General features: G+C 57.5%; 21 protein-coding genes and 1 riboswitch. Of the genes, 9 read left to right on the forward strand and 12 right to left on the reverse strand.

Annotation, left to right across the window (positions count from 1 at the left end; genetic code table 11):
* Window positions 1-87: 87 nt before the first annotated feature.
* The 6 genes from zwf to RBB47_RS01305 form a co-directional block, all read right to left on the reverse strand.
* The gene (zwf, locus tag RBB47_RS01280) at window positions 88-1,563 is read right to left on the reverse strand and encodes a glucose-6-phosphate dehydrogenase (protein WP_305983905.1); all 1,476 of its coding nucleotides are present in this window, start codon (window positions 1,561-1,563) and stop codon (window positions 88-90) included.
* A gap of 97 nt (window positions 1,564-1,660) precedes the next feature.
* On the reverse strand, window positions 1,661-2,608 hold the full coding sequence (locus RBB47_RS01285; protein WP_305983906.1) for a carbohydrate kinase: 948 nt from the start codon (window positions 2,606-2,608) through the stop codon (window positions 1,661-1,663).
* Between the two features lie 79 nt (window positions 2,609-2,687).
* A complete protein-coding gene (locus tag RBB47_RS01290) occupies window positions 2,688-3,494 on the reverse strand; it encodes an ATP-binding cassette domain-containing protein (protein ID WP_305983907.1) in 807 nt (268 codons plus the stop codon).
* Window positions 3,470-4,540, reverse strand: a complete 1,071-nt coding sequence (locus RBB47_RS01295; protein ID WP_305983908.1) for an ABC transporter permease — start codon at window positions 4,538-4,540, stop codon at window positions 3,470-3,472. Before RBB47_RS01295 ends, RBB47_RS01290 begins: the two co-directional genes overlap by 25 nt.
* Window positions 4,541-4,657: 117 nt before the next feature.
* A complete protein-coding gene (locus RBB47_RS01300; RefSeq protein WP_305983909.1) occupies window positions 4,658-5,674 on the reverse strand; it encodes a sugar ABC transporter substrate-binding protein in 1,017 nt (338 codons plus the stop codon).
* 25 nt (window positions 5,675-5,699) lie between these two features.
* Window positions 5,700-7,022 carry an ROK family transcriptional regulator gene (locus tag RBB47_RS01305; RefSeq protein ID WP_305983910.1) on the reverse strand — a complete coding sequence of 441 codons (1,323 nt, stop codon included), beginning with the start codon at window positions 7,020-7,022 and terminating at the stop codon, window positions 5,700-5,702.
* A gap of 361 nt (window positions 7,023-7,383) precedes the next feature.
* Between RBB47_RS01305 and ade the strand changes: the two genes are divergently transcribed.
* Window positions 7,384-9,105 (forward strand): adenine deaminase, encoded by a 1,722-nt coding sequence (ade, locus tag RBB47_RS01310; RefSeq protein WP_305983911.1) that lies wholly within the window; start codon window positions 7,384-7,386, stop codon window positions 9,103-9,105.
* Window positions 9,106-9,154: 49 nt separating this feature from the next.
* On the opposite strand, the gene RBB47_RS01315 is transcribed toward ade, so the two are convergent.
* The 3 genes from RBB47_RS01315 to RBB47_RS01325 form a co-directional block, all read right to left on the reverse strand.
* A complete protein-coding gene (locus RBB47_RS01315) occupies window positions 9,155-9,697 on the reverse strand; it encodes a hypothetical protein (protein ID WP_305983912.1) in 543 nt (180 codons plus the stop codon).
* Between the two features lie 379 nt (window positions 9,698-10,076).
* A complete protein-coding gene (locus tag RBB47_RS01320; protein WP_305983913.1) occupies window positions 10,077-10,682 on the reverse strand; it encodes a hypothetical protein in 606 nt (201 codons plus the stop codon).
* A 45-nt stretch (window positions 10,683-10,727) separates the two neighbouring features.
* Window positions 10,728-11,279 carry a hypothetical protein gene (locus tag RBB47_RS01325; RefSeq protein ID WP_305983914.1) on the reverse strand — a complete coding sequence of 184 codons (552 nt, stop codon included), beginning with the start codon at window positions 11,277-11,279 and terminating at the stop codon, window positions 10,728-10,730.
* A 79-nt stretch (window positions 11,280-11,358) separates the two neighbouring features.
* Here RBB47_RS01325 and RBB47_RS01330 point away from each other — a divergent pair, with 79 nt between their 5' ends.
* Both RBB47_RS01330 and RBB47_RS01335 read left to right on the forward strand, forming a co-directional pair.
* Entirely contained in the window at window positions 11,359-12,516 is a 1,158-nt protein-coding gene (locus tag RBB47_RS01330) for an AAA family ATPase (protein ID WP_305984197.1), read from the forward strand.
* Window positions 12,517-12,816: 300 nt separating this feature from the next.
* Window positions 12,817-14,487 carry a long-chain fatty acid--CoA ligase gene (locus tag RBB47_RS01335; RefSeq protein WP_305983915.1) on the forward strand — a complete coding sequence of 557 codons (1,671 nt, stop codon included), beginning with the start codon at window positions 12,817-12,819 and terminating at the stop codon, window positions 14,485-14,487.
* Between the two features lie 581 nt (window positions 14,488-15,068).
* On the opposite strand, the gene RBB47_RS01340 is transcribed toward RBB47_RS01335, so the two are convergent.
* Complete coding sequence (locus RBB47_RS01340) at window positions 15,069-16,070, reverse strand: DMT family transporter (RefSeq protein WP_305983916.1); 1,002 nt, start codon at window positions 16,068-16,070, stop codon at window positions 15,069-15,071.
* A gap of 309 nt (window positions 16,071-16,379) precedes the next feature.
* Between RBB47_RS01340 and RBB47_RS01345 the strand changes: the two genes are divergently transcribed.
* Entirely contained in the window at window positions 16,380-18,677 is a 2,298-nt protein-coding gene (locus RBB47_RS01345; RefSeq protein WP_305983917.1) for a xanthine dehydrogenase family protein molybdopterin-binding subunit, read from the forward strand.
* 271 nt (window positions 18,678-18,948) lie between these two features.
* Window positions 18,949-20,223 (forward strand): peptide antibiotic transporter SbmA, encoded by a 1,275-nt coding sequence (gene sbmA / locus RBB47_RS01350; RefSeq protein WP_305983918.1) that lies wholly within the window; start codon window positions 18,949-18,951, stop codon window positions 20,221-20,223.
* Between the two features lie 513 nt (window positions 20,224-20,736).
* On the opposite strand, the gene RBB47_RS01355 is transcribed toward sbmA, so the two are convergent.
* Both RBB47_RS01355 and RBB47_RS01360 read right to left on the reverse strand, forming a co-directional pair.
* Window positions 20,737-21,147 carry a hypothetical protein gene (locus RBB47_RS01355; RefSeq protein ID WP_305983919.1) on the reverse strand — a complete coding sequence of 137 codons (411 nt, stop codon included), beginning with the start codon at window positions 21,145-21,147 and terminating at the stop codon, window positions 20,737-20,739.
* 33 nt (window positions 21,148-21,180) lie between these two features.
* Window positions 21,181-21,417 (reverse strand): Lrp/AsnC ligand binding domain-containing protein, encoded by a 237-nt coding sequence (locus tag RBB47_RS01360; RefSeq protein WP_299474182.1) that lies wholly within the window; start codon window positions 21,415-21,417, stop codon window positions 21,181-21,183.
* Between the two features lie 133 nt (window positions 21,418-21,550).
* Window positions 21,551-21,661: riboswitch (TPP riboswitch) on the forward strand.
* Between the two features lie 68 nt (window positions 21,662-21,729).
* Between RBB47_RS01360 and RBB47_RS01365 the strand changes: the two genes are divergently transcribed.
* From RBB47_RS01365 to RBB47_RS01380, 4 genes are all read left to right on the forward strand, one after another.
* Window positions 21,730-22,503, forward strand: coding sequence for a hydroxyethylthiazole kinase (locus tag RBB47_RS01365; protein WP_305983920.1), 774 nt, complete (start codon window positions 21,730-21,732; stop codon window positions 22,501-22,503).
* A gap of 38 nt (window positions 22,504-22,541) precedes the next feature.
* Complete coding sequence (thiD, locus tag RBB47_RS01370; RefSeq protein ID WP_305983921.1) at window positions 22,542-23,348, forward strand: bifunctional hydroxymethylpyrimidine kinase/phosphomethylpyrimidine kinase; 807 nt, start codon at window positions 22,542-22,544, stop codon at window positions 23,346-23,348.
* Window positions 23,349-23,350: 2 nt separating this feature from the next.
* The gene (locus RBB47_RS01375; RefSeq protein WP_305983922.1) at window positions 23,351-24,454 is read left to right on the forward strand and encodes a TRAP transporter substrate-binding protein; all 1,104 of its coding nucleotides are present in this window, start codon (window positions 23,351-23,353) and stop codon (window positions 24,452-24,454) included.
* Between the two features lie 509 nt (window positions 24,455-24,963).
* On the forward strand, window positions 24,964-26,223 hold the full coding sequence (locus RBB47_RS01380; protein ID WP_305983923.1) for an OmpP1/FadL family transporter: 1,260 nt from the start codon (window positions 24,964-24,966) through the stop codon (window positions 26,221-26,223).
* Window positions 26,224-26,318 lie beyond the last annotated feature (95 nt).

The following is a 26,318-nucleotide window of genomic DNA, read 5'->3' on the forward strand; positions in this document are numbered from 1 at the left end:
TTGTAGATAGGGCGCGTTCGCCCGTTCATGTTTTTTAATCGATTTAAGAGATAGAAAACTCACAGGTCTCGAACCTGTGAGCCTTCGTTATTCGGAATCGTCCTCTGACCAGGTGCGTCCGTCGCGTTCCACGAGCGCGATAGATGCGGACGGGCCCCAGGTCCCGGCGGTGTATCCCTTGGGTGTTTCCTTTGAACCTGCCCAGGCAGCCAGGATAGGATCCACCCAGGCCCAAGCCGCATCGACCTCGTCGCGGCGCATGAACAGGGTCTGGTTGCCACGGATCACGTCCATGATCAGGCGCTCATAGGCGTCAGGGTTACGTACCTTGAACGCGTCGGCAAAACTCATGTCGAGCGGAACCTGCCGGAGCCGCATGCCCCCGGGGCCGGGGTCCTTAATCATGACCTGCATCTGGACGCCTTCATCCGGCTGCAGGCGAATGATGAGGCGGTTGGCGGTTATCTTTCCGGCTTCGGAGCCGAATATGGAGTGCGGGATCGGTTGGAACTGCACCACAATTTCCGAGACGCGTTTGGCGAGACGTTTGCCGGTGCGCAGGTAGAACGGGACACCGGCCCACCGCCAGTTTGCGATTTCGGCCTTCAGCGCGACAAAGGTTTCCGTCCTGCTTTCGTCATCACCCAGCTCCTCCAGATATCCCGGAACAGCGCCACCGGCCGACGCTCCGGCGCGATACTGGCCGCGCACCGTAAGTTTGTCCGCATTCTGCGCGTCGACGGGGGAGAGGGCCTTGAGCACTTTCAGCTTCTCGTCCCGAACGCTGTCGGCATTCATGGATTCAGGCGGTTCCATTGCCACAAGGCAAAGGAGCTGCAGAATATGGTTCTGGACCATATCCCGGAGCGCACCGGCCGTGTCGTAGTACCCTGCGCGTCCACCGACACCCAGGGACTCGGCCACCGTTATCTGGACATGATCGATGTGAGCCGCGTTCCACAGGGGCTCGAACAGCGCGTTTGCAAAGCGCAGAGCCATGAGGTTCTGTACGGTTTCCTTGCCAAGATAGTGATCGATACGGAAGATCTGCTCTTCCTTGAAAACAGCACCGACGGTGTCGTTCAGGGCTTTTGCGGACGCGCCGTCCTTGCCGACCGGCTTTTCCATGACCACGCGGGAATAGTCGTTCACAACGCCGACCCGGCCGAGATTTTCGCAGATCGTCCCGAAGAGATCCGGCCCGACGGCCAGGTAGAAAGCGCGAATGACGTCCTCGCGTTCTTCAAGGACGGCCTTGAGGTCTTCGAAGCCGGCCGACGTCGCGATGTCGATCTTGACGTAACGCAGGCGTTTCAGGAACTGGGCCAGATGCGCATCGTCCAGATCCTTGACGTGTTCCTGGAGGGCTTTTTTCGCCCAGTTCCGGTAGTCGTCGTCGGTGTAGTCACGGCGGGCACTGCAGATGATGCGTGCGTTTTCCGGCATCTGTCCGTCCGCATCGCGGTGGTAGAGGGCGGGAAGAAGCTTTCGATGCGCCAGATCGCCAGACGCTCCGAAGACCACCAGGTCGAATTCCTGAACTTCAATGACGCGTACCGCCATGAGAAAATCCTTCCAACAGCTTGATCGTGCACCGGACTGTTGCGGTGCAGCATGTTTCGAGGGTCTTTTAAATCGATTTAATTCAATTGTCAGCCCCTCATTTGAGGGCTGACCATTCTTTTTCCAGCTCGGCCATGCGCGGCAGGTTGGCACCGCGGCGCGAGCACGTGATTGCAGCCGCCTGGACTGCGAATTCAACGAGGTGCCGAACCTGCTGCTCCTCAAGCGCTGCGAGTGATGACCTATCGACTGCGCCAAGCGTTTTCAAGCCGCAGAGCAGGGCAGCCTGAAAGGTATCGCCAGCGCCGACCGTGTCTTCAACCTCCACCTTTACACCAGGGCAGTCAATTTCGAACCCCGTCGCAAACACCGTCGCGCCGTCGCCGCCGCGCGTGACGATGACAAGGCCAGGCCCGTTTGAAAGCCAGCGCCGGGCAATCGCCGCGATCTCTTCTTCCGGGGCGATCAGCTCCAGGTCTTCGTCACTGACCTTGATGACGTCTGTGGACGGTACAAGACCTTCCGTGTTCCTGCGCCACAAATCCATGTCGGGTTCTACCGTCGGACGAATGTTCGGGTCGAAGGATATGAGCGTGTGAGCGCGTTCACGGGCGATCAGCGCCTTAAGAGCGCCAGCGACAGGTTCGACCAGCGCCGTATATGAGCCGACGTGCAGATAAAGAGGGGCTTTATGAAACGCCGGAAGATCGTCAGTGGTGACCATGCGATCAGCGGCGCTTGCACCATAAAACGTATAAGCCGGATGTCCGTGTGCGTCCTTTTGAACGAGGCTCAGCGTGGTCAGATAATCTGTTCGCAGTGCGTAACGGTCAGAGACGCCTTCCTTGCGAAACTTTTCGATCAGTCTCTCACCGAGGGCATCTGTTGAAATCCCTCCGAAAAAGGCCGAATCTTCGCCCAAACGCGCCAGTCCCATGGCCACATTGAACGGCGAACCGCCGATCCTGGCATCATAGGAAACGCTGTCTTCGGCACCAGCTTCGCCGAAAAGGTCGAAAAGAGCTTCACCACAGATCAAAAACATAGACAGTCCAGACTGTTCATTCCTCAAAAAGGTGACCCGGGCGAGCCGGGCCACCGTTCGAAAAGTGTTGGTACGACCGTCAAGCCGCGACCTCTTTGGGCGGTTCCATGGCGCCGGTCATCAGGGCCACCGCATCGGACATCGAGCAGTCGCCAGGTTTGACGGTGCAAAGCCGTTTGCCGAGACGATGGATGTGGATCCGGTCCGCGACCTCGAAGACATGCGGCATGTTGTGGCTGATCAGGATGATCGGGATACCGCGCGACTTCACGTCCAGGATCAGTTCGAGAACCCGCCGGCTTTCCTTGACACCAAGGGCTGCCGTTGGCTCGTCCATGATGATGAACTTCGTTGCAAACGCTGCCGCCCTTGCCACTGCAACACCTTGTCTCTGTCCGCCTGACAGCGTCTCAACCGTCTGGTTGATCGATTGAACGGTCATCAGTCCAAGCTCGGTGAGCTTTTCGCGGGCGAACTTTTCCATGGCAGGCCGGTCGAGCTGCCGCAGAAATTTGCCCATGAACCCGGATTTGCGGATTTCGCGCCCCATGAACATGTTGTCCGCGATCGACAGGGCGGGCGACATGGCGAGGGTCTGGTAGACGATCTCAATCCCCATATCCCGCGCCTCAGTCGGTGACGTGAAATTGACCTTCTTGCCGTCGATCAGGATTTCGCCCTCGTCGGGTATCGTTGCGCCGCAGATCGCCTTGACGATCGAAGATTTTCCAGCGCCGTTGTCTCCGATGACCGCCAGGATTTCGCCGTTGCGCAGCTCGAAATCGGAATGATCGATGGCGGTGACATGGCCGTAGCGTTTGACGATGCCGCGGCCCTCTACAATGGGAACATTATCAGACATTATGCCGATACCTTTCTGATCCACTGGTCGGCTGCCACGGCAGCGATGATGAGAAGGCCGATGAGGAGGAAGGTCCACTGAGCGTCTGCGCCCAGAAGCCTCAGTCCTAGAGTAAAGACGCCGACGATAAGTGCTCCGAACAAGGAGCCGAGGATCGACCCGCGCCCGCCGAAAAGCGAGATGCCGCCGATCACCACCGCGGTGATGCTTTCAATGTTCGCGAGCTGCCCCGATGTCGGCGACACCGACCCGATGCGCCCGATCAGGGCCCAGCCGGCGAAGGCGCAGATCAGGCCGGACAGCATATAGACGGACATCAGGGTTCGGTGGACGTTGACCCCCGACAGCCCGGCCGCTTCCGGATCGTCCCCAACCGCATAGACATGGCGCCCCCAGGCCGTGTGCCGGAGCGCGTAGGCAAGCACCAGGATGAGGACGAGCATGAAGATCACGCCGACCGTGAACACCGCACCGCCGATATTGAACTTCGTGCCAAAGAACTGAAGGAAGGGAGCGTTGGCTTCGATTTCCTGCGAACGGATGGTTTCGTTGGCCGAATACAGGAAGTTCGTCGCCAGCACGATCTGCCACATGCCTAGGGTAACGATGAATGGTGGAAGCTTGACCCGGCTGACGAGCCAGCCGTTGAGTGCCCCGATCATGGTGCCGGCCGCAAGGCCGCAGGCAACGGCGACGGGGGCCGGAATGCCGTATCGGAACGTAAACTGTCCCATGATCACGGAGGAAAAGACCATGATGGCACCAACGCTAAGGTCGATCCCAGCCGTCAGAATGATCAGGCTCTGCGCGGCCGCAACGATGCCGACGATCTGAACCTGCTGCAGGATCAGCGTCATGGCAAATGGAGAGAAGAATTTGGACCCCAGCAACAGGCCGAAAACGGCGATTGCAACGATCAGAACTATCAAGGGCACCAGTGACGGATTGGCGTGCAGGGTGTGCTGCACCTGGCCAAGGACCCCACGGCGGTGGTCTTCGAACTCGGCAACTGAGTCCGATCTGTTTGCTGCAGATTCGAAGTTCTCAGTCCCGTCCTTTGTTTGAGACATCTTTCCCCCTTCGCGGCAGATCGATCAGTCGTGCGATCGCCCACTGCTCGTCGGTTGTGATCCATTTCTTGAAGAACCCGGGAGGCATACAGGATGCCCCCCGGACAGTCGGTCACCTTAGCCCCAGCAGAGCTCAGTTCCCTTTGCCGTGTCGATGGACTCAACACCGTCAACCGGCTGGTCCGTGACGAGAGCCACGCCGGTGTCAAAGAAGTCCTTGCCCGGTGTATTTTCAGGCTTGGAGCCATCGTCGGCCCACTTCTTGATGGCTTCAATGCCCAAAGAGGCCATCAGCAACGGATACTGCTGCGATGTGGCACCGATGACGCCGTCCTTCACGTTCTGCACGCCAGGGCAACCGCCATCCACCGAGACGATCAGAACGTCGTTTTCACGTCCGATTGCCTTCAGCGCTTCATATGCGCCTGCAGCGGCCGGTTCGTTGATCGTGTAAACGACATTGATCATCGGGTCTTTGGCAAGAAGGTTCTCCATGGCACGGCGGCCGCCTTCTTCGTTGCCCTGTGTCACGTCGTTGCCGACGATGCGCGAATCGGTTTCATCGCCCCATTTGTTGGGATCGCCAAGATCGATGCCGAAGCCCTGCAAGAAACCCTGGTCACGCAGAACGCCGACGGTCGGCTGGCTGATCGCAAGATCGAGCATGCCGATCTTCGCGTCGGCCGCCTTGTCGCCAAGCGCACCGGCTGCCCACTTGCCGATCAGTTCGCCGGCCAGGAAGTTGTCGGTTGCAAAGGTCGCATCCGCGGCGTCGATCGGGCTCAGCGGGGTGTCGAGCGCGATGACGAGGAGGCCGTTTTCGCGCGCCTGTTCAACGGCCGGCACGATCGAGGACGTGTCGGACGCCGTCAAGAGGATGCCTTTCGCACCATCGGCAATGCAGGTTTCGATCGCGGCAACCTGGGTTTCATGGTCGCCGTCAACCTTACCGGCGAAGGACTTCAGTTCGATGCCGAGCTCTTCTGCCTTGGCCGTCGCACCTTCCTTCATTTTCACGAAGAACGGGTTGGTGTCCGTCTTGGTGATCAGGCAGGCCGAAATGTCGGCAGCAGCTGCCGGAGCTGCCGCCATGGCGGCAAGGACTGAACCAGTCGCAAGTAGTTTACGGATCATTTATTTTTACCCTCCCTGGCCTCGTTTATTCGGAACGGTTGGGTGTGGCCAGATGAGACCCCAACCGTGCTGCCCTCGCGGGAAAGCTGGAGCGGTCTTCCGAGCTGCCAGCCCCTGCGGGTCCCTTGTCCTTCCCACCGGTCAATATTGTTGCTCTTGGCGAGAAGTTGAAAAATTGCGGCAGACTTGCCGCACCGATCGCCCCGGCGTCGTGTCCGAAACTCCCGATCTTGATGTCTGGTGAATGGCGCTCCTCGGGAGCGGCGTCTTCCACGGCCGACTTCAGCACCTCCCGGAACGTGTCCGGAAAGGAGCCCTTCAGGTCGCCGTCGATCACGACCAGCGAGACGTCCAGAAGTGCGTAGGCGGACCTGATGGCGAGTCCTAGCGCCGCCGCGCAGTCTTCCAGCCATTCCTGATACTTGTCGTAGTTCGCCTCAACGGCTGCCTGAAGATCGGAGCGGCTGAGTTCGGCGAAGTTGTTCGGCGCCATATGCCTCGCAAGGGCGACCAGCGAGGCACGCGTCAACAACAGATCCCACACCTGTTTCGGTTTGGGCGCTGTCGGCAATCTGCTTGGCGGCACCGGCAGCATGGCAACGTCGCCTGCGTTCCCCGACATGCCACGGATGACGTCCCCCTTGATGACCAGGCCGCCACCGATGGCCGGGCCCAGGAACATGTAAAGGAAATCGTCGTTCTGCCGGCCATGGCCATAAAACAATTCGGCAACCGCAGCGGCAGTGCCATCGTTGTCGCTGAAAACCGGGAGTTTCAGCGCTGCTTCGAGCGCCGCTACCAGATCGAAATCGTCCCATTTCTTGAAGTCTGCCGTCGGCAGGCCGAGCTCATGAAGCCAGGCACCCAGATTGAAGGGTTGAGCAAGGCCGATCCCGGTGATCCGGGCCTGCTTGTCCTGTCCGAGCCGGCCCCGCAGGCTCTTCAGGTCCTCAACCAGAATCGCCAGGGCCTGTTCAGGCGCAGGCAGGATCATGTCATGAATTCGCCGGTCAATGATCTGACCGGAAAAGTCCATCAGCACGGTTTCCATATTCGTCCGGTCAAGACGAACACCGAACGAATAGGCGCCGTCGGGTGCGAGTTTCAAGATGGTCGCGGGCTGGCCCCTGCTGCCGTCGTGACGCTTGCCCGCCTCGAAGATGAGACCTTCCTCGATCAAGTCCTGGATGATGGCGCCAATGGCCGCATTTGTCAGCTGCACAGCCCGGGCCAGATCCGCCTTGGAGGCTTCGCCGGCGCGCCTCAGGATCTGCAGAACAATGCGCTCGTTGTACCGACGCAATTGCGCGGAATTCGAGCCTCGTCCGGATGTGCGGGTCTCCACCACCTTCCTCGCTCCTCCAACAGACGTCCACCTCGTTTTTAACGGGCAGCTTCATAATAATTAATTTTGATGAAATTATTCTCCGGCAAATCGGTTCTGTCAAACCATAATTGTTTTGCACCGCAAGAATTCGATCTCGTCTCGCCGTAGTGGGCTGACGGATATGAGGTATTCCGGAAAACAAGATATCAGAAAAATTCCGCAACGGCAGGTGGGTATCGGGAAATACGCCGAATAAGTGCGCCATTTTTTTCACCGATCAGCGAGCCAGTGGACCGGCATTCGTTTTCCCGCTCGCTTGGCATTGCCGCAGGCAGCAGGTGTCGTATTGTCTAGGCGCGACACGGATTCGGAGAGATATGTGATGCCGGTCAACCATGACGAAAAGTTTCTTGCGCGGGCAATCGCGGCCGGGTCAGGCGAGGAGCCGGCGGACCTGGTTATCAAGAATGTCCGGCTTTTCAACGTCCTGGACGGCAGCAGCAGTGAGACCGATATTGCAATCGTCGGCGACCGTATCGTCGGAACGTATGGCAAATACGCCGGGTCTGACACGATCGACGGGGCGGGCCTGACAGCGGTTCCGGGCTTTATCGATACGCATCTTCACATTGAATCGTCTCTCGTGACGCCTTTCGAGTTCGACCGTTGTGTTCTGCCGCATGGTGTCACGACAGCTATTTGTGATCCGCATGAAATCGCCAACGTGCTTGGAGCCGAGGGGATCAGGTACTTCCTTGATTGCTCGCTCCAGACGGTGATGGATGTAAGGGTCAACCTGTCGTCCTGCGTTCCGGCCACGACATTCGAAACGGCCGGAGCCCGTCTGGAAGTGGAAGATCTTTTGCCGTTCAGGGACCATCCCAAGGTGATCGGTCTGGCGGAATTCATGAATTTTCCAGGCGTACTTGCGCGGGACCCCGATGTGCTCGCCAAACTGGCCGCATTCCAGGGTGGGCACATTGACGGTCATGCACCCTTGCTGCTCGGCCAGAAACTGAACGGCTATCTTGCCGCCGGGATACAGACCGACCACGAGGCGACAACGGCGGACGAAGCGCTGGAAAAGCTTGCCAAGGGCATGACGATCCTGATCCGTGAGGGCTCTGTTTCGAAGGATCTTGAAGCGCTATTGCCAATTCTGACGCCGGAAGTGTCTGCCTTTGTCGCGCTTTGTACGGATGACCGGAACCCGCTCGATATCGCCGAGGAGGGCCATCTCGACAGCATGATCCGGCGTCTGATCGCAGGCGGTGTGCGTCCGCTCGATGCTTACCGGTCTGCGAGCTGGTCGGCGGCCAATGCCTTCGGTCTGAAGGACCGCGGTGTGATTGCACCCGGCAAACGGGCGGATATCGCTCTTTTGAGGGATTTCGAAGATTGCAGGGTCGCACAGGTCATCAGCGGCGGTGTTGTTGCAGGCGACGAGGCGTTTGCCGGACGCGGGACGGTCGCACCGGTCGGCCTGACGAGCGTAAATCTGGACGCCGTGACCGCGGCGGATTTCGACGTTGCAGCGCGCAACAACGAAACCTCCGTAATCGGGGTCATGCCGGGGAAGATCATTACCGAACATCTGGTGAAGAGCCTTCCGGTCGCCGGCGGCAAGACGCTTGTCGATCTTGAGCAAGACATTTTGAAAGTCTCCGTCGTGGAGCGGCACAAGGGTGTCGGGAACATCGGCCGGGGGTTCGTGCATGGCTTCGGTATGAAACGCGGCGCGATTGCAAGTTCCGTCAGCCATGACAGCCACAACATTTGTGTTGTCGGCGCTGATGAAACGGCGATGGCGCTCGCAGTCAACCGCGTCATTGCAATGAACGGCGGCTTCACGGTTGCCGACAGCGATGGTGTCCTGGCGCAGCTCGCTTTGCCGCTTGCCGGCCTGATGAGCCTGGAGCCATTTGAAACCGTCAGGGAAGATCTCGAAACCTTGCGGGCGGCGGCCAAGTCGCTGGAATGCACGCTTGAGGAGCCTTTCCTGCAGGTTGCGTTCCTGCCGCTGCCGGTCATTCCGCATCTGAAAATCACCGACCTGGGTGTCTTTGATGTCGACAAGTTCGAGCTGGTGGATCAGGGCGGCTGAGAGCAGGATGTGTGGGTCCTCCTGCCAAATCGAATGAAACCAATCGACTTTAATATCGGCGCATTTTCTTTCGGAATCGGGCCCACCTGCGCACGCCCCGTACGCTGAGCAAAATCGCAATCAATCCGGCGAAGATTGACCCGAGCAGGACGTAGCCGTCCAGCCTCAAATTCGGAACATACTTTGCCGGATGGCCAATCTTGGGATTCAGGGGGAAATAGGAAATTTCCATCTCGCTGCCGATTTGACCGCCCATAATGTCTTGAGGCTTTTTGAAGCTGAGGATTTGCGGTGTGCCACCCTCCGGCGTAAATCTGACAACCATGACGTAGGCGCTGGTCCACAAGTCTACGTTCTTTTCGTAATTGTCAGGATCATTTGCCTCGTAGGCAGCTTGGGTCGCGGTCAAAACGGTTCCTGAGGAGACCTTGCCGAACGCGTTCAGCAACCAGTATTTCGCTCCATTATTGTGATAAAGATATATTGAAAACACCGTTGCACAACCGACGATAAACAGGATCGCAAGATTTAGCGCATAGCCGTCTTCAACTGTTTCTTTAGGGTCTCGGCTCTTAGGCTGTACAGTTTCCATATAGGTTGCTTAATCCTGATTAAGTGTCCTGTGATTGTATTTCTGGGTGTGTGATTCGCAAGATCCAAGTTTGAGTGCTTCTGACTTGTGTCAGTAAGATTTCATTTCATTTCTGTATCTGTGCCAGCCATTGGCGACCGAGAACAGCCAGACTATCGAGAGGAACGCTATGATCGCTGACCAGAACGTGATCCTGGCCTCGAGACGCAGGTCCTCCTGATGCTTTAGCGGATAGGCAATTCCAAGTTTTGGCGGCAAGTACGCAATCGTGAAAGTTTCAGAAACGGGCTTTCCGTCCAAGCGCCGTGGCAAAAGAAAGCCAACCCTATGCGCGTCTCCGTATTCTTAAAAAAAGGCCCTCGACAAGATCCGACCACACTCAATAGCGGCGTAAGCCGTTGCGGAAATTCGACCATTTGCGCGCGGATCTGACTGCAAGGAACAAAATGACCAGGGTGCCGATGAGTGACCACACAAGTAAACGTCCATCGAACGAAAAGTTGCCAAGCAGGTCAGTCGGATGGGCAATCTTCGGATTGGAGGTGAGAAAGGTGACGGATAGCCGGTCGTTTTCGAGGTCTGCGAGCCATTCTTCGGGAACCCGGAAAGACAACACCTGAAAGGTGTTCGAGGGAGTGATAATCTCGACGAAGATCGTTCCGTGGGTGAAGTAGTGGGTGCTGTTCTTCAACGTTTCGCGCGGGGACTTGTGCAGCGCTTGTTGAAGGGTCAGTTTTTCGCCGTTGGCTTCCTGAACACTCAGGACCGTTGCCGGCGTCTCTTCGCCGAAATATCGAAGCAACCAGTACTTGAGCCCGCTGTCGTAATGGAAGTAGACAGCCACGAGGCATGCAAATCCCGCGAAAAACAGGATCGCAAGATTGAGTGCATGACTGTCTTCGGCCGCTTCCTTCGGGTTAAACATGGACTGATCACCGGAAAAAGGATTGGTCAAAACAAGCACGGAACCGACCTCGAAGTCCACGGGCTTCACCGAACGCTATGCAGCTCGGGTTCTGACCCTAGCAGTTCAATAGAAGCGCGCTTTCGAGCGAAACTCACGCCATCTGCGAATGGCGCCGAACAACAAAATCAGTGCAAATACTCCAATGACGACCGACCAAAACGCGACGCGCGCATCAAAATTCAGATCCTCAAGATGCTCAAGCGGATAGGCAATTCCTGGTCTTTGTGGAAGATAGGCAATCGTGAAGGTTTCGGATATGGGTGTTCCATCCAGGCTTCTCGGCAACAAGAAACCGACGCGGTGCACAGTGCCATACTCGTCCCTGAACGACAGGGCGACTGCGTCGCCGAAAAGCCAGGTTTCCCGGTTTTTGAGTGCGTTTTTCTGGTTTCGGGTCGCTGAGCGCGCGCGCTGAAACAAGTCCTCAGGGCTGTTGGGTCTATGGACCGCGACCACTATTGCCTGTGAGGTTGCGCCATACCTATTTAGAAGCCAGTATTTGATCGCTGTATCGGTGTGGAGCCATAGCGAGAATCCGACCGCAGTCAAAACAATAACAAGGATTGCGAGCCTGAGCGCATGACCGTCTTCAGCTTCTTCATTGGCTTGATACACTTCCAACTCCGAGCGTGGTGTGCTCTTTGCAACCTATCGCGCCAAAGTTGACCAACAGTTTAATCCGGTCTTTGAACCCATGATCCTGACCCTTGCCGTTTCCGGATACCGCTCCCTGCGCGACATCGTCATGCCGCTTGACCGCATCACGCTGGTGACCGGCGCAAATGGCAGCGGCAAATCCAGTCTTTACAGGTCGATCCGATTGTTGGCGGAAGTCGCGCAAGGGCAGGCGATTGCTTCGCTGGCCGCCGAGGGTGGACTGCAATCGACGCTCTGGGCGGGACCCGAAGCGTTTTCGCGTGGCATGAAGCGGGGTGAAGTGCCCGTTCAGGGCACGGTGCGCAAGAACGTCATCAGTCTGAAACTGGGCTTTGCGGATGAAGACTACGGCTACGCGATTGACCTTGGCCTGCCAGCCGATGCCGGACGGTCGTTGTTCTCGATGGATCCGGAAATCAAGGCAGAAGCGTTGTGGGCGGGGGAGGCCCTGTCGCGCTCGAACGAGATTGCCGGCCGGAACGGACCAACCGCGCGGGTATTGAACAATCAGGGACAGCGGGTGCCTGTCTACCAGAACCTCGCTCGCTTCGACAGCATGATGACGCACGCGGCTGATCCGAAGGACGGACTTGAGTTGCTGGTGATGCGAGAGCGGATGCGCGCCTGGCGATTTTACGATCACCTCAGAACCGACCGGAACGCGCCCGCCCGATTTCCGAAAATCGGGACCAGGACCCCGGTCCTGAGTGCCGATGGCGGCGATCTGGCTGCGGCGTTGCAGACGATCCTGGAGATCGGCGACGAGATTGCGCTTGCCGAGGCGATCGATGATGCCTTTCCGGGCGCTTCCATTGAAGTCACCGTCAATGACGGGTATTTTGAACTCCTTATGAAGCAGAAAGGCCTGCTTCGGCCGCTTCGCACGAGCGAATTGTCGGATGGAACCTTGCGCTATCTGTTGTTGACCGCAGCCTTGCTGTCGCCGCGTCCGGCTCCCCTTGTGGTCCTCAACGAACCGGAAACCAGCCTTCATCCGGCGCTTCTCCAACCGCTTGCCAGGCTTGTCGCCACCGCAGCCGAAAAGACCCAGGTTGTTGTTGTCTCTCATGCGGCTGAACTCGTTGAAACGCTTGCTTGCGAGGCTGGGTGCGTTCGCTATGAATTGCGCAAGGAACTCGGAGAAACGGTTGTCGACGGCGTTGATCCCCCCCGCTGGACCTGGCCGAAACGGTAAGCTGGTAAAACCTGTCACGTTTTTTGATAAGTTTTTGAATCTCCGTTGGTATTGCGATCGATGCCTGTGGACTTATCTACAAATGATGGATCCCGATCACAAAAAAAACGAAAGGGTGTCGTTACGTAGCGAGTTGACGTGAACGGAAGGTTGCGTCATGTCAAAAGGACCCAGAGAGGTGACGCATTCATTGCGCCTTACGCCGGCAGCGAGGAGTTCGGCTGAAAGGCGCGCCGCATGGCAGGCTTCATTGGAAGACGGCTGGCGGCTTGATGCGAAAAGAACGCGTTGGAGAACGTTATGACGACTGCGGAGGAGTGGAACGCGGCCTTTGAGCCCCGTCCGGTACACAAGTATCTTGAGGCAACCGTTGCGCAATTCGGTGACAGGCCTGCCGCCGATTTCATGGGCAAGGTCTGGACATATGCAGAGCTGGGCGAGCTCGTGGACAGCACCGCCGCCGGGCTTCAGGCGATGGGCGTTGGGCCGGGCGTGAATGTCGGATTATGCCTGCCGAACACGCCTTATTATACGATCTTCTATTTTGCGATTTTGAAGGCAGGCGGCACCGTCGCCAATTTCAATCCGCTCTATGTAGAGCGTGAAATTGCGTTCCAGGCACGCGATGCGGATGTGCGCATCATGGTGACGATGGATCTCAAGGTGATCTACGACAAGGTCGAAGACGTCCGGAAAGAGAAAATCCTGGACAAGATCATCGTCTGCCCGATGACCTTTTGCCTGCCGACGGTGAAAAAGATCCTGTTCAGCCTCTTCAAACGCAAAGAACTGGCCACAATTCCGCGTGATGACGCACATGTCTGGTTCGATGACTTGCAGGTCAACGGTGCGCAACCGAAACCGGCTGAGATCGACGTGGAAAACGACATTGCCGTCCTGCAATACACCGGCGGCACGACTGGCGTGCCCAAAGGGGCGATGCTGACCCACAAGAACCTGTCAGCCAATATCGAGCAGATGCGCTGCGTTTTCGAAAAGGCGCGTCTCGGCGAAGAAAAGATGCTCTGCGTGCTGCCGTTCTTTCATGTCTTCGCCATGACGGTTGGGCAAAACCTGTCGATCATTCTGGGCGCCGAGATGGTGCTGCAACCGCGTTTTGAGCTGAAGACGCTGCTGGACACGATAAAACGCAAGCAAGTGACCCTGTTCCCGGGCGTTCCGACGATCTACACGGCTATAAACAACTCGCCTCTGACCAAGGACTACGACTTGTCGAGCATCACGCTGTGCATTTCAGGCGGGGCGCCACTTCCGGTCGAGGTCAAGGAAAGTTTCGAGAAGCTGACGGGCTGCATTCTCGTTGAGGGATACGGACTGACGGAATCGTCGCCGGTTGCTGCTGTCAATCCGCTCGATGAAAACCGGCGCGCCGGGTCCATCGGCCGCCTTGTGCCGGGAACCACGGCGCGCTTCGTGAGCATTGAAGACAAGGAAACGGAAGTCGCAGAAGGTGAGAAGGGCGAGCTGATGCTGCATGGTCCGCAGATCATGAAAGGCTACTGGAAACGCGACGATGCGACCGCCGATACAATCACCGAAGACGGCTACCTGCACACGGGCGACGTCGGCTATCGGGACGCAGATGGGTTCATCTATCTGGTGGACCGGATCAAGGACCTGATCCTTTGTTCCGGTTTCAATGTCTATCCACGCGTCGTCGAAGAAGCAATCTACCAGAACGAAGCTGTCGACGAGACAATCGTGATCGCTATTCCGGACGAATACCGCGGGCAGTCACCCAAAGCCTTCATTAAGCTCAAGGAGGGATATTCCCTTTCTGGCGAAGAGATGAAGTTGTTTCTCAAAGAACATCTGTCACCTATTGAAATGCCTCGTGAATTCGAGTTTCGAAATGAACTTCCCAAGACCATGGTCGGTAAGCTTTCCAAAAAGGAACTGGTCGAGGAAGAGGCTCAGAAGCGGTCGCAGGCCCAGACCGAGAACGCATGAAAAAACCCGTTTCGTTGCCATCCAGGATATGAACCGGGGGACATCGTCAAGCGGACCCTGGCTCAGGGCCGGGGCGGCGCAAGAATCAGGCGATGCGGAATTTGAATGTCACCCCGGACGGAGCGACGTGGAGATCCGGGGCCTACTCGTTTCCAGAGACTGCCGGTTTGCGGGCAGTATGAGCCAGCTGGCTCGATCCCTTCGACAAGCAGGAAAGTGAGTGGGCCCCGGCGCGGCGCTCGCGCTTGGCCGGGGTGACACTGATGTGTGCGGCATATTGTGTGCCATCCAGGATGTGATCTGGGACGAACGCGGTGTTGCGGCTGGCTCCGGCTCAGGGCCGGGGAGGCGCAAGAATTAGGCGATGCGGAACTTGAATGTCACCCCGGACGGAGCGCAGCGGAGATCCGGGGCCTACTCGTTTCCAGAGGCTGCCGGTTTGCGGGCAGTATGAGCCAGCTGGCTCAATCCCTTCGACAAGCAGGGAGTGAGAGTGGGCCCCGGCGCGGCGCTCGCGTTTGGCCGGGGTGACACCGATGTGTGTCACGCGGCGAGCGGCGCAATCGTTTCGAAGCGTTGCCTCAGTGTGAGTCGCTGCGCCCTTCCGCGGCGCGCGCCAGCTCACGTCCTCGCTTGGCTTCGCGGCGGACCGTGTAGATCGAGGCCGCGATGATGATTGCGGCACCTGCCAGCGTTTCAGCCCTCGGCCAATGGCTGAAGATAAGGGCGCCGAACACTGTCGCATAGAGCAACCTGGTGTAGTCGAGCGATGCGATAGCCGTTGCCTCTCCTGCCTTGAACCCCTTGATGTTTGCAAGCTGGGCCGCCCAGGAAACAATCCCGACCAGGATCAGAAGACCCCATTGATGCAAGGTCGGTGCCTGCCATGTCAGGATAGCCGGTATCAGCATGATCAGCCCGACACCCAGAGCCTGATAGGTCAGGATTGTCACCGGCGGGTCGGTTCTGGTCAAAATGCGTACGACGATCATGACCATGCCGGCCCCTGCCGCGCCGGCAATCGCGAGCAGGGCATAAAGGTCGATAAAACCCTCCGCGTCGGGACGCAGCATGAGAAGGACACCCAGAAATCCGATGATGGTCGCGCCCCAGCGATGGACGCCGACCGTTTCGCCCAACAACCAAATGGCAAAAATCGTGATGAAGAAGGTTCTGGAGAAGCTGATGGCGGTCGCATCTGCCAGGGGCAAATGTATGAACGCCGTGAAGCCGCACAGCATGGCTGTTGATGCAAGGAGCACGCGTGCGAGCTGCAGTTCGGGGCGTTTTGTCGCCAGCGAGCTGGGAAGGCCGCGGAAGATTGTCGGGGCGACGATGACCAGCATCACAGCCTGGCGAACCACGAGTATCTGAAAGACACTCAGATCCTGCCCGACAAACTTGATAAGCGTGACCATGATGGAAAAGCCGAATGCTGCCAGCAAGACCCAGAGGGCACCGATGGTGTTGGACGGCAAGTTGGCCGTCATGGCGGTTATCTTGCGCTCGACGAAATTTGCGGAATGCGTTCCTGTCGCATGGGACGCATCGTTGCGCGCCTGCTCTTTGGGGGGCTTATCCATGTGTTTCCTGGGGCGAACGAACACGGGGCACACGCTGGCAAACCGGTGCTTGGGGGAATTCGTTCAGACTTGATATTGGTGTCGGGACCGTAGGCTATGCGGTTTTCGCTGCGAATGAAAGCTGCTGCCGCGATGTTTGCCTTATCTAGGGAACCAGCTATATTTCGCTTAAGCAGCGCGTCTGTCCGGTGGCATCGATGGCAACAGCCCCACTGGTCAGGGTAGCGATTGGGCCCTATCCAAGATCGGACCCAAGGTCTTAGGTTTTCTGATTTCCAGGGAAGTCCTCCCAAACACAGGTCCAGATATATGAACCAGATGGTCACTCCGAAATTCGGTGTCGGCGCGCCTTTGCGCCGGAAAGAAGACGAACCGCTCATTGTCGGCGAGGGCATTTATACCGCTGACTACCAACCGGACGGCTGCCTGCATGGCTATGTCGTGCGCTCGGCCATGGCGCATGCCAAGATCCGCGTCGAAAACGCCGACGACATTCGGGCAATGGACGGTGTCCGTCTTGTTCTGACCGGCGCCGACGTTTCGGGCAAGGTCCTGCCGATGATGGCGCGGCTGAAGCAGATCGACGGGTCGGATTTCTGGCAGCCGCCGCATCAGCTGTTGTGTGAGGACGAAGTTCGTTTTGTCGGTGATGCGATTGCATTTGTTGTGGCAGACGATCTCAACACGGCCCGAAACGCTGCGGAAATGGTTGAGGTGGACTATGAGCCGCTCGACGTTGTGGTCGGCATTGAAGAGGCGCTTGCCCCTGACGCAGTCAAGGTCTGGCCGGAACACGGCTCCAACATTGCCTTTACGTTTGGCCATGGCAATGAGGTCAAGACCGAAAGGGCTTTCTCGGACGCCGAAAAAACCGTTTCAATTGATATCGTCAACAACCGGATTGTCGCCAACTACATGGAACTGCGTGGTTGCGTCGCGGAACTAAACGCGGAAACCGGTCGTTTCAAGCTGACCCTGGGAACCCAGGGCGGACATGGCATGCGGGACGTGATCTGCAAGGTTCTCGGTTTGGAGAAGGAACAGGTGCAGGTGATCACGCCGGAAGTCGGCGGCGGTTTCGGCACGAAAGCGTTCTGCTACAGGGAATATCCGCTGCTGATGATCGCTGCGGAGCGGATCGGAAAGCCTGTTCGCTGGAGCGGCGAACGGATGGAGCATTTCATCACCGACGCGCACGGGCGGGACAATCTCAGCCGTGCGGAGCTGGCGCTCGACAAGGATCACCGGATCCTCGGCCTCAAAGTGGACGTGAAGGCGGCGATGGGCGCTTACCTCAGCCAGTTCGCGCCATTCATTCCCTGGGTGGGAACGGCGATGTCGTCTGGACTTTATGACATTCCCGCCGTGTTCGCGAAAACCGACGGTGTCTATATGCACACCGTTCCAACGGATGCTTTTCGCGGCGCAGGGCGTCCCGAAGCCGCCTATCTCATTGAAAGGCTGATGGACAAGGCAGGAGAGGAAACGGGACTCGGACCCGTCGAGATTCGAAAGCGAAATTTCATCAGATCCGACCAATTGCCTTACACCACGCAAACCGGCCGTATGTACGACACCGGTGAATATGTCGGACATCTGGACAAGGCCCTTGAAGTTGCAGATTGGGCAGGGTTCAAGAACCGCCAGGCGGAGAGTGCCGGGGCCGGCAAGTTCCGGGGGATTGGCCTCTGCTGCTACATCGAGGCGTGCGCGTTTCCCGGCGGTGAGGAAGCCACGCTTGAACTTAACCAAGACGGCAATCTGACGCTTTTGATCGGTACCCAGACGAACGGGCAGGGACATGCGACCTCCTACAGCCAGGTGGTTGCCGAGAAGTTCGGTGTAACGATCGAGGATGTCGCCGTGGTTCAGGGGGACACCGACCGCGTCGAAAATGGCGGCGGTACCGGCGGATCCCGTTCCATCCCGCTGGGTCTGCCCTCGGTCCGCGACGCCAGCGATACGCTTGTCAAGAAAGTCAAGGAGCTGGCTGCAGACCGCCTGGAGGCAGGCATCGAAGACCTCGAACTGGAAAGCGGGGTCGTTCGTGTGGTCGGAACGGATCAGCAGGTGACGCTTGCCGAGATCGTCGCCGGAGCCGGGGAAACACTATCTGCCCGCGAAGAGGTGCGGCAGAACGAAGCCACCTATCCGAACGGAACGCATATCTGCGAACTCGAAGTCGATCCGGACACGGGAGACATAGCAATCCTGAACTACGTCATTGTTGACGACTTCGGGGTTACGGTGAACCCGCTGCTTCTGGAAGGGCAGGTGATTGGCGGTGCCGCAAACGCCGTCAGCCAGGCGGTTTGTGAGCAAACTATCTATGACGAGGACGGCCAGCTTCTGACCGCTTCACTCCTCGACTACCGCCTGCTGAGGGCAGCTGATCTTCCCGACATCCATTTCGAGACGCGCAACGTGCCGTCCACGACCAATGCCATGGGCATCAAGGGTGCAGGCGAGGCCGGAACGATCGGCGGCTGCGCAGCGGTCATGAACGCCGTCCAGAATGCTTTGAAGGATGGTGCTGGTGTGAGCGAACTCATCGACATGCCGGCAACACCGCTCAGGGTCTGGGAAGCGATTGAAGCGGCGAAGTAGCAAGAGATCCAGAAGAAACGAAAAGGCGCCCAAACCGGCGCCTTTTCCAATTGAGCTTCGCATTCGCTGGTAAGACCGCTGTAAAACGGTTGATGTAACAGTAGAATTTGCTGAAATTCACGAGATTTGGTTTGGCCTTGCGGGCGGGGCTCTCAGTTTCGTGTCTGTGGTTTGTTTGAATTTATCGTTTTAATCGGCATCTTGTTGCCCCAAATTGGCGTATCAGACACATACGCGTAATCCATTCCAACCAGACAGCAGGCTCCAAACCTTGTTCAGGTCTTTCTTTCCAGCACCAAAGCTGTTCTTTTCCTCCGCCGCCATCTGGGCTCTGATCGCAGTTCTCATTTGGTACGGGTTTGCAAATGACCTCGGCGAAACGCTTGGATTTGGAAAAACGCCTGAAGGTCCTCCACCTATTGACCTGAGGTTCTTTGTTACGCCCCAGTTTCTCTGGTTTTACACCTATTACGCCCTGTTTACGGCGGCCTTCGGTGGCTTCTGGTGGTACTTCTCCAGGGATCACAAATGGCACATCTGGTCGGTTTGGGGTTCGTCCCTGATCATTTTCGTCACTTACTTTTCCGTTCAGGTCTCCGTTGCCATCAACAACTGGCGCCGGCCCTTCGGTGACACGCTGCAAAACGCGCTTGAGGGCGACAAGGGCGTTGTCGCTGCCGACTTTTATTCGCTGATGTTCATTTTCGCGCAAATTGCGGGTCTTTCGATGGCCCTCTTTGTCGCAAACAGGTTTTTCGTCAGTCACTATATCTTCCGCTGGCGCACCGCGATGAACGACTACTACGTCGCCAAGTGGAAGAACGTGCGTCACATCGAAGGCGCCTCCCAGCGTATTCAGGAAGACACGATGCGCTTTGCGTCGATTATGGAAGGCCTCGGGGTTTCGATGATCGACGCCGTGATGACGCTCATCGCCTTCTTGCCGGTGCTCTTTGCCTTGTCCGTTCACGTCACCGCCTTGCCGATCGTCGGAGAAATACCCGCGCCGCTCTTCACGGCCGCAATCCTCTGGTCACTTTTCGGCACGTTACTACTGGCCGTTGTGGGGATACGGCTGCCCGGTCTGGAGTTCCACAATCAGCGCGTGGAGGCGGCGTACCGCAAGGAACTCGTCTACGGCGAGGATCATGAACATCGGGCAACTCCGCCAACGCTGAAAGAGCTGTTCGGCAATGTGCGGAAGAACTATTTCCGTCTTTATTTCCATTATCTCTATTTCAATCTGGCACGAGGTTTTTACATTCAGGCGGATAACCTGTTCACCTATTTCATCCTTGTCCCCACGATCGTTGCCGGTGCGATTACCTACGGCATCGTGCAGCAGATCCTCACGGCGTTCGGTCAGGTTTCGAATTCGTTCCAGTACCTGGTGAACTCGTGGTCGACGATCATCGAGCTTTTGTCTATCTACAAGCGCCTCAAGGGCTTTGAAGTCTCCATTGCCGAGCGTGAAGCGATGTCGCCCGAAGAAGTCGCCAGAATGCTCGATGAGCAGGAGGGCAGGCTCTATGGCATGGACACATAAGACTGTCAGCGTGATCGTGCGCTAAGGGTGCGTAACTTGCATGTTGCGCAAAATTGCTGACTGGACTTCTCGAACCGCTATCTCGGATCCAGGAACTTCCTGTTGTTTGCCAGAGACCCGGGTTCATGGCCGTGGAGGTGCGAAGAAGACTGCACTAACCTGTTCGTTCTCCGCTCAGCATCCACTCGGCAAGCGGATCTGGTTTGTATGCATGCGTTTGGATAACGGCAATCGCGCGTACGAGGACATCACCTCGGGCGACCGAAGGAAGGCTCGGGGCCTGCTCGTTTCAAGAGCGGAAGGGAATGAGCAGGGCCTGTTGCCGGTCAATCTCTCTCTTCAACATGCTGTACTACGCGCAGCCCCCAGCTCTTCACTGCGCTTAACCGGGTCACGAGGCGTTCCGTTCGCGCCCAGTCGCACTAAACTCGAAAAACGCGAGCCAGGCCAAATGAGCAAGAAGGATGAAACCGCCAGTTCGCATCAAGCGACAGCGAAGCTCCCGATGATCTTCTACGGCTTGTACTCGAACGTCTCGACCGGGCTCTTGGTGCCGTCAGGGTAGACCAGCTGAACGCTGATGGACTGGGTCGATCCGGCCGGGAGCTCGATATAGGGTTTTTCCTTCAGCACCGCGTTGGGCTTGTCGGGATCACATTCGTCCAACTCCCACATCTGGTCCAGCGGTCCGCCGTTCAGGCCGTAAAAGACATAGTCGATTCCGCATTTCCAGGATTCCAGGTGCGTGAAGTAGATCAGCTGCTGTCCCTGCCAGTCACGGAACGCCACCCAGTTTGCCTTTGTCACGTCGAGAATCTGCTTGATCTGCTCAGGTGGCATGCCTTGCGCATTCACACCGGTGGATGCTGCAGTCGTCAAAACGCCTAAGCTAACGGCACATGCCGCCAGTGATAAAAATCGCATGGTTGACCTCCAGTCGTGCGGCGGTGCGGAGCTCTAAAAGGCTTTGAATGTAATAATCGTTTTGGTGTCCTGAATTCCGCCGATCGGATGAACCTTTTCGTTGACGAAGTGACCTATATCGGCACCGTCGTCGACGTAGAACTTTACCAGAAGATCGTAGTCGCCGCTGGTGGAATAGACTTCTGAAGCGATTTCCGCGTCGGCGATGGCATTGGCAACCTGGTAGGTCTTGCCCAGCTGGCATTTGATCATCACGAAAAACGGAACCATACGTCACTCCGGCGTTTTGCTCTTCAAGGAATGACCAAGGACATCGCGCATCTCACGGCTTCAGTCAATTGCCGAAACCTGGTGTGGTTTCGCTCAGGGCTTGCATTCGCGAAGCGGGCTTGTTAGCAGTGCAGGCATCTCATGGGGGTGCCCGGCAATCTTCGACCGGGCTGAGAGGCGAATGGCCAACTCCTTGAACCTGATCCGGTTGATACCGGCGGAGGGATTTGAGATGAAGATTTTGATGGCAGTCGGCCGATCTCCTTCTTTTCATCCCTTCGATTTGAAACGCCCGTTTCTCGGAGGAGATGCATGAGCCTCACCGTTGCCGCGTCCACACAGGCCCTTTCGGCAGACACTGTTTTCGACTTGCTTCAACGGGTTCGAAAATCAGCGCCCCGTGTCCACGCCATAACAAATGCGGTGGCACAGACCTTCACGGCAAACGTGCTTTTGGCTATCGGCGCCGTCCCTTCCATGACGATTTCGCGCGAGGAGATTGCCGGCTTCGCGTCAAGCTCCGACGCCCTGCTGATCAATCTGGGAACACTGGATGAAGCGCGGCGCGAAGCCATTCCCGTTGCCATCGAGGCCGCTAAGGCCGCGGGTCGGCCGGTCAGTATCGATCCGGTCTTTGTCAATCGTTCTGAGATCAGGCGCGATTATGCGCGCGGCCTCATGGGCCTCAAGCCCGATCTGGTCCGTTTGAACGAAGCGGAACTTGAAGCGCTCTTTCCGAACCGTTCGGATGTCGACGCGCTGATTGCCTCTGGCACCGTGCTTGCCGTGACGGGCGTCGAAGACAAGGTCGAGAGCTCCGGTGAGGATTTCCGATTGCAAAACGGCCATCCGCTTTTGGCACGGGTCACCGCGACCGGCTGCGCCGGCGGTGCAGTGCTGTCAGCCTTTGCCAGCGTGGAAACCGACATGGCGCTGGCGGCGGCGTGTGGGCTGTCAGTGTTCAATATTGCCGGCGAAATGGCGGCGGAGCAGGCGAATGGCCCCGGAAGTCTTGTGCCGGAACTTTTGGATGCCCTTTACGGAATGACTTCGCGCGATATCGAGATCAGGCTGAAAACCGCCTGACCATCTCCTCTCCAGTCAGAACCAATCAGGAGGATCCCATGACCGCAATTGCGGTGACCATTGCAGGGTCGGACTCAGGCGGTGGTGCCGGTATTCAGGCAGACCTCAAGACCTTTTCCGCAAACGGTGTCTTCGGGGCGAGCGTGCTGACCGCGTTGACCGCGCAGAATACGCTTGGTGTGAGCGCCATTCACGATGTGCCACCCGATTTCGTGCGCGCCCAGATGGATGCGGTCTATAGCGACTTGAAGGTGACTGCGACCAAGATCGGGATGCTCTCCAGCTCCGTTATCATTGAGGCCGTTGCAGAAGGTCTGGAGGCGCATGCGACTGGACCCGTCGTGCTTGACCCCGTCATGGTGGCCGCGTCCGGTGATCCATTGCTGGCCGATGGCGCGGTCTCCAGCCTCCTGTCCAGGCTCATGCCCCTTGCCGACATTATCACGCCGAACCTCCATGAGGCGGCGCATATGCTGGGAATGTCCGTCGCGCGAAACGAAGCTGACATGCTCACGCAAGGCGAGGAACTGCTGCGCCTCGGCGCGCGATCGGTGCTCTTGAAAGGCGGTCACAGCGACGGGGACGACAGCGCGGATCTCTTTGTCGATAAGGACCGGAACACTTTCTGGCTGCGTGAAAGGCGCCTGCAAACGGAAAACACGCACGGCACAGGCTGTACATTGTCGTCGGCAATCGCGGCAGCTCTTGCCAAAGGTTCCGATCTTCAGACGGCAACACGCGACGCCAAGCAGTATGTCCACGGTGCGATTGCAGCCGCCGACCAGCTCGATATAGGCGGTGGCCACGGACCGGTTCACCACTTCTACAAACTCTGGAGCACTTAAAGATGTCCGACGGAAACGACACGAAGCTAAGCCGCCGTGCGTTGCTGGGAACCTCGGCTGCCGCCGGAGGGACCTTGCTGGCAGCGCCTGCGCTGGCCCAGGACAAGGCCACGATCGAGTGGAAACTGGTGACGTCCTGGCCGAAAAACCTGCCAGGTCCCGGCGTTACGGCCCAAAGGATCGCCGACCAGGTTGAAAAAATGTCCGCAGGGCACTTTCGAATCCGCCTTTATGCGGCCGGTGAACTGGTCCCTGCGCTCGAGGTCTTTGACGCGGTCGCGGCCGGCACGGCGCAGATGGCACATACCGCCTCCTTCTTCTGGCAAGGCAAGATCCCTGCCTCGGTCTTTTTCACGGCGATCCCGTTCGGGCTGCTGCCGCATGAGCACATCACCTGGATCGAGCGCGGTGGTGGACAGGCGCTGTGGGACGAGCTCTACCTGCCGTTCGGTGTCAAACCTGTCATGGCAGGCAATACCGGGGTTCAGATGGGAGGCTGGTACAAGAAGGACATTAACGGCCTTGATGACCTGACAGGCCTGAAGATCCGTATGCCGGGCCTGGGAGGCGAGGTCATGCGGCGGCTTGGCGCTACACCGGTCGGCTTGCCGCCGGCCGAATTGTTCCAGGCGCTTCAGTCCGGCGTGCTTGACGCGACAGAGTTTCTCGGACCCTGGTCCGATCGGGCGATGGGGTTCCACAAGGTTGCCAAGAACTACTACTCGCCTGGCTTTCATGAACCGAACGGGACCGGTGAGGCCCTGTTCAACCAGGTTGCGCTTGAGGGGTTGCCGGAGGAACTTCGCGCGATCGTTCTGGAAGCCTGCCGTGCAGAGAACGGGCGCGCCCTGGCTGAAAGCGATTGGGAAAATGCAGGCAGCCTGAAACTGCTTCAGGAAGAGGATGGTGTGATCGTCAAGCCCTATCCGGACGACGTTCTTGACGCCTTGCGCACGACCGCAGCGGCGGTGCTTTTGGAGTTCGCGGAAAAGGACCCGCTCAGCAAGCGCATCTACGACAGCCATCTCGCAGCCCGGCAACGGCTCGCTCCCTGGAGCGAGGTTGCCATGCGCAGGTTCATGACCGCGCGCGATGCCAACAGCTGACTGCAATGGTGCGCGCCGGGTGTCTTCGACCGGCGCGCCTGGAAGAGCAGGTCAAGAGACGGAAACAGCGGCGCGTGTTGCTTCGCACTGGCGCGTTCGAGGCGCGATCGCGCGAGAAGTTTTAAGGCCCATTCGATGAATTATCAGGGGTCGAGTCGCATTGCGCGCCAATCTTTGTACACATGCCCTTGGGGTACGTGTTGCAATGCCGCAACGAGCCTAGCTTAATTGACGTTAAAGGAATGCTCGGCCTGAACTGCCTATTTTTTATGCAACTATCGATTGGTGTGTCGGATCTGTGACAAACAGCCTTGGATCAAGACGTTTTGGTTGCGTTTTGTGTCCAGGTTGATGCGCAAACTGTCGATTTGTTGAGTATATCGCGCTGCAGCATAAGAAATTAGCTGCACTTTCCGAATATTTCTATGCTTGCGTCAGATCTCACTCTCGGAAAATCCTTGCCTCTGTAGTCAGATTTCCTCCGCGGGGAGGGGGGTGGGAGAAAAACCATGAAGTGGGCAAATAAAAACACGTTTCTATTCACATCCACTGCACTTGCGCTTGCGGTGACCGCAAGTGCAGCGCATGCCGGTGCATTCGCAATCAGGGAACAGAGCGCATATTTCCAGGGGACTTCGTTTGCGGGTTACGGAACGTCAGGCGCGACAATCTCGGCAATGTACTGGAACCCGGCATCTCTGATCGGTGCGCAAAAGGGTTGGACCATCGAGACACATGGTTCGCTGATCGTGCCATATGCGGAGTTAGACGGAACGCTGAGTGGTGGCGCTGTCGGCACATCGTCCATTGGCAGTGGCGATATTGCGTCGGATGCCTTCGTTCCGGCCACCTATATCTCTTACCGTCCGGACGAGAAGTGGGTCTTTGGTGTCGGAATCAATTCGCCTTTCGGCCTGACAACGAAGCCTGAACAAAACTGGGCGGCGCAGTTTTATTCCCGGTCCTCGAGAGTTTTTTCGGTCAATGTCAACCCGAACGTTGCCTATCAAATCAACGACATGTTTGCCGTGGCTGTTGGTTTCCAGGTCCAGTATCTTGATGTCAGCCTGAAGTCTGCGGATGCCACATCCCCAGGTTTTGCGCGCTCCAATGAAATTTCCGGCTCGGGTTTTGGTGTCGGCGTTACCGCCGGCTTGACCGTCAAGCCATTCGAGGGAACGGAAATCGGGATCGGATACCGCTCCGGTATCGGCCACCAGCTCAAGGGCGACCTTTATGCCAGCGGTGTGACAAATCGCATCAAGCTCGGCGTTGTCATGCCCGACATGGTGAATGTTTCCGCCAAGCAGAAGGTGACCGACAAGATCCGCCTTCTTGGCACGGTCGAATGGACGAACTGGAGCCGTCTGAAATCCCCGGTCGCGACATCTGCCGTGTCAGGTGCGGCGCTTACGACGCTGCACTTCAACTACGACGATGGCTGGTTCTTTTCGGTCGGCGGCGAATATGATTTCAACGAAAAGCTGACCCTTCGCGCCGGCGTGGGTTACGAAATTTCGCCTATCGACGAGGATATCCGCTCAACGCGTCTGCCGGACAACAATCGCTGGTGGCTGTCGGCCGGGGCAAGTTACAACTTCAACAAGCACATGTCGTTCGATCTCGGCTATACCCACATTATTCCGGAATCAACGAGCATAAATATCGATTCCAACCATCAGGACTTTAATGCCAGTTTCGGCACTTACGTGGCCGACGTGGACAGCAGCGTGAACATTCTGTCCGCATCGCTGCGTTACAAGTTCTGATATTTGCGCATGTTCGCACGAAAAGGCCGGGCAATGACCCGGCCTTTTTTGTTTAAGCCTGTAATTTGCAGCGGCGTTTCGGGCGGCTCTAACTG

It is taken from the genome of Roseibium sp. MMSF_3544, from assembly GCF_030732845.1.
Taxonomy (GTDB): Bacteria; Pseudomonadota; Alphaproteobacteria; order Rhizobiales; family Stappiaceae; genus Roseibium.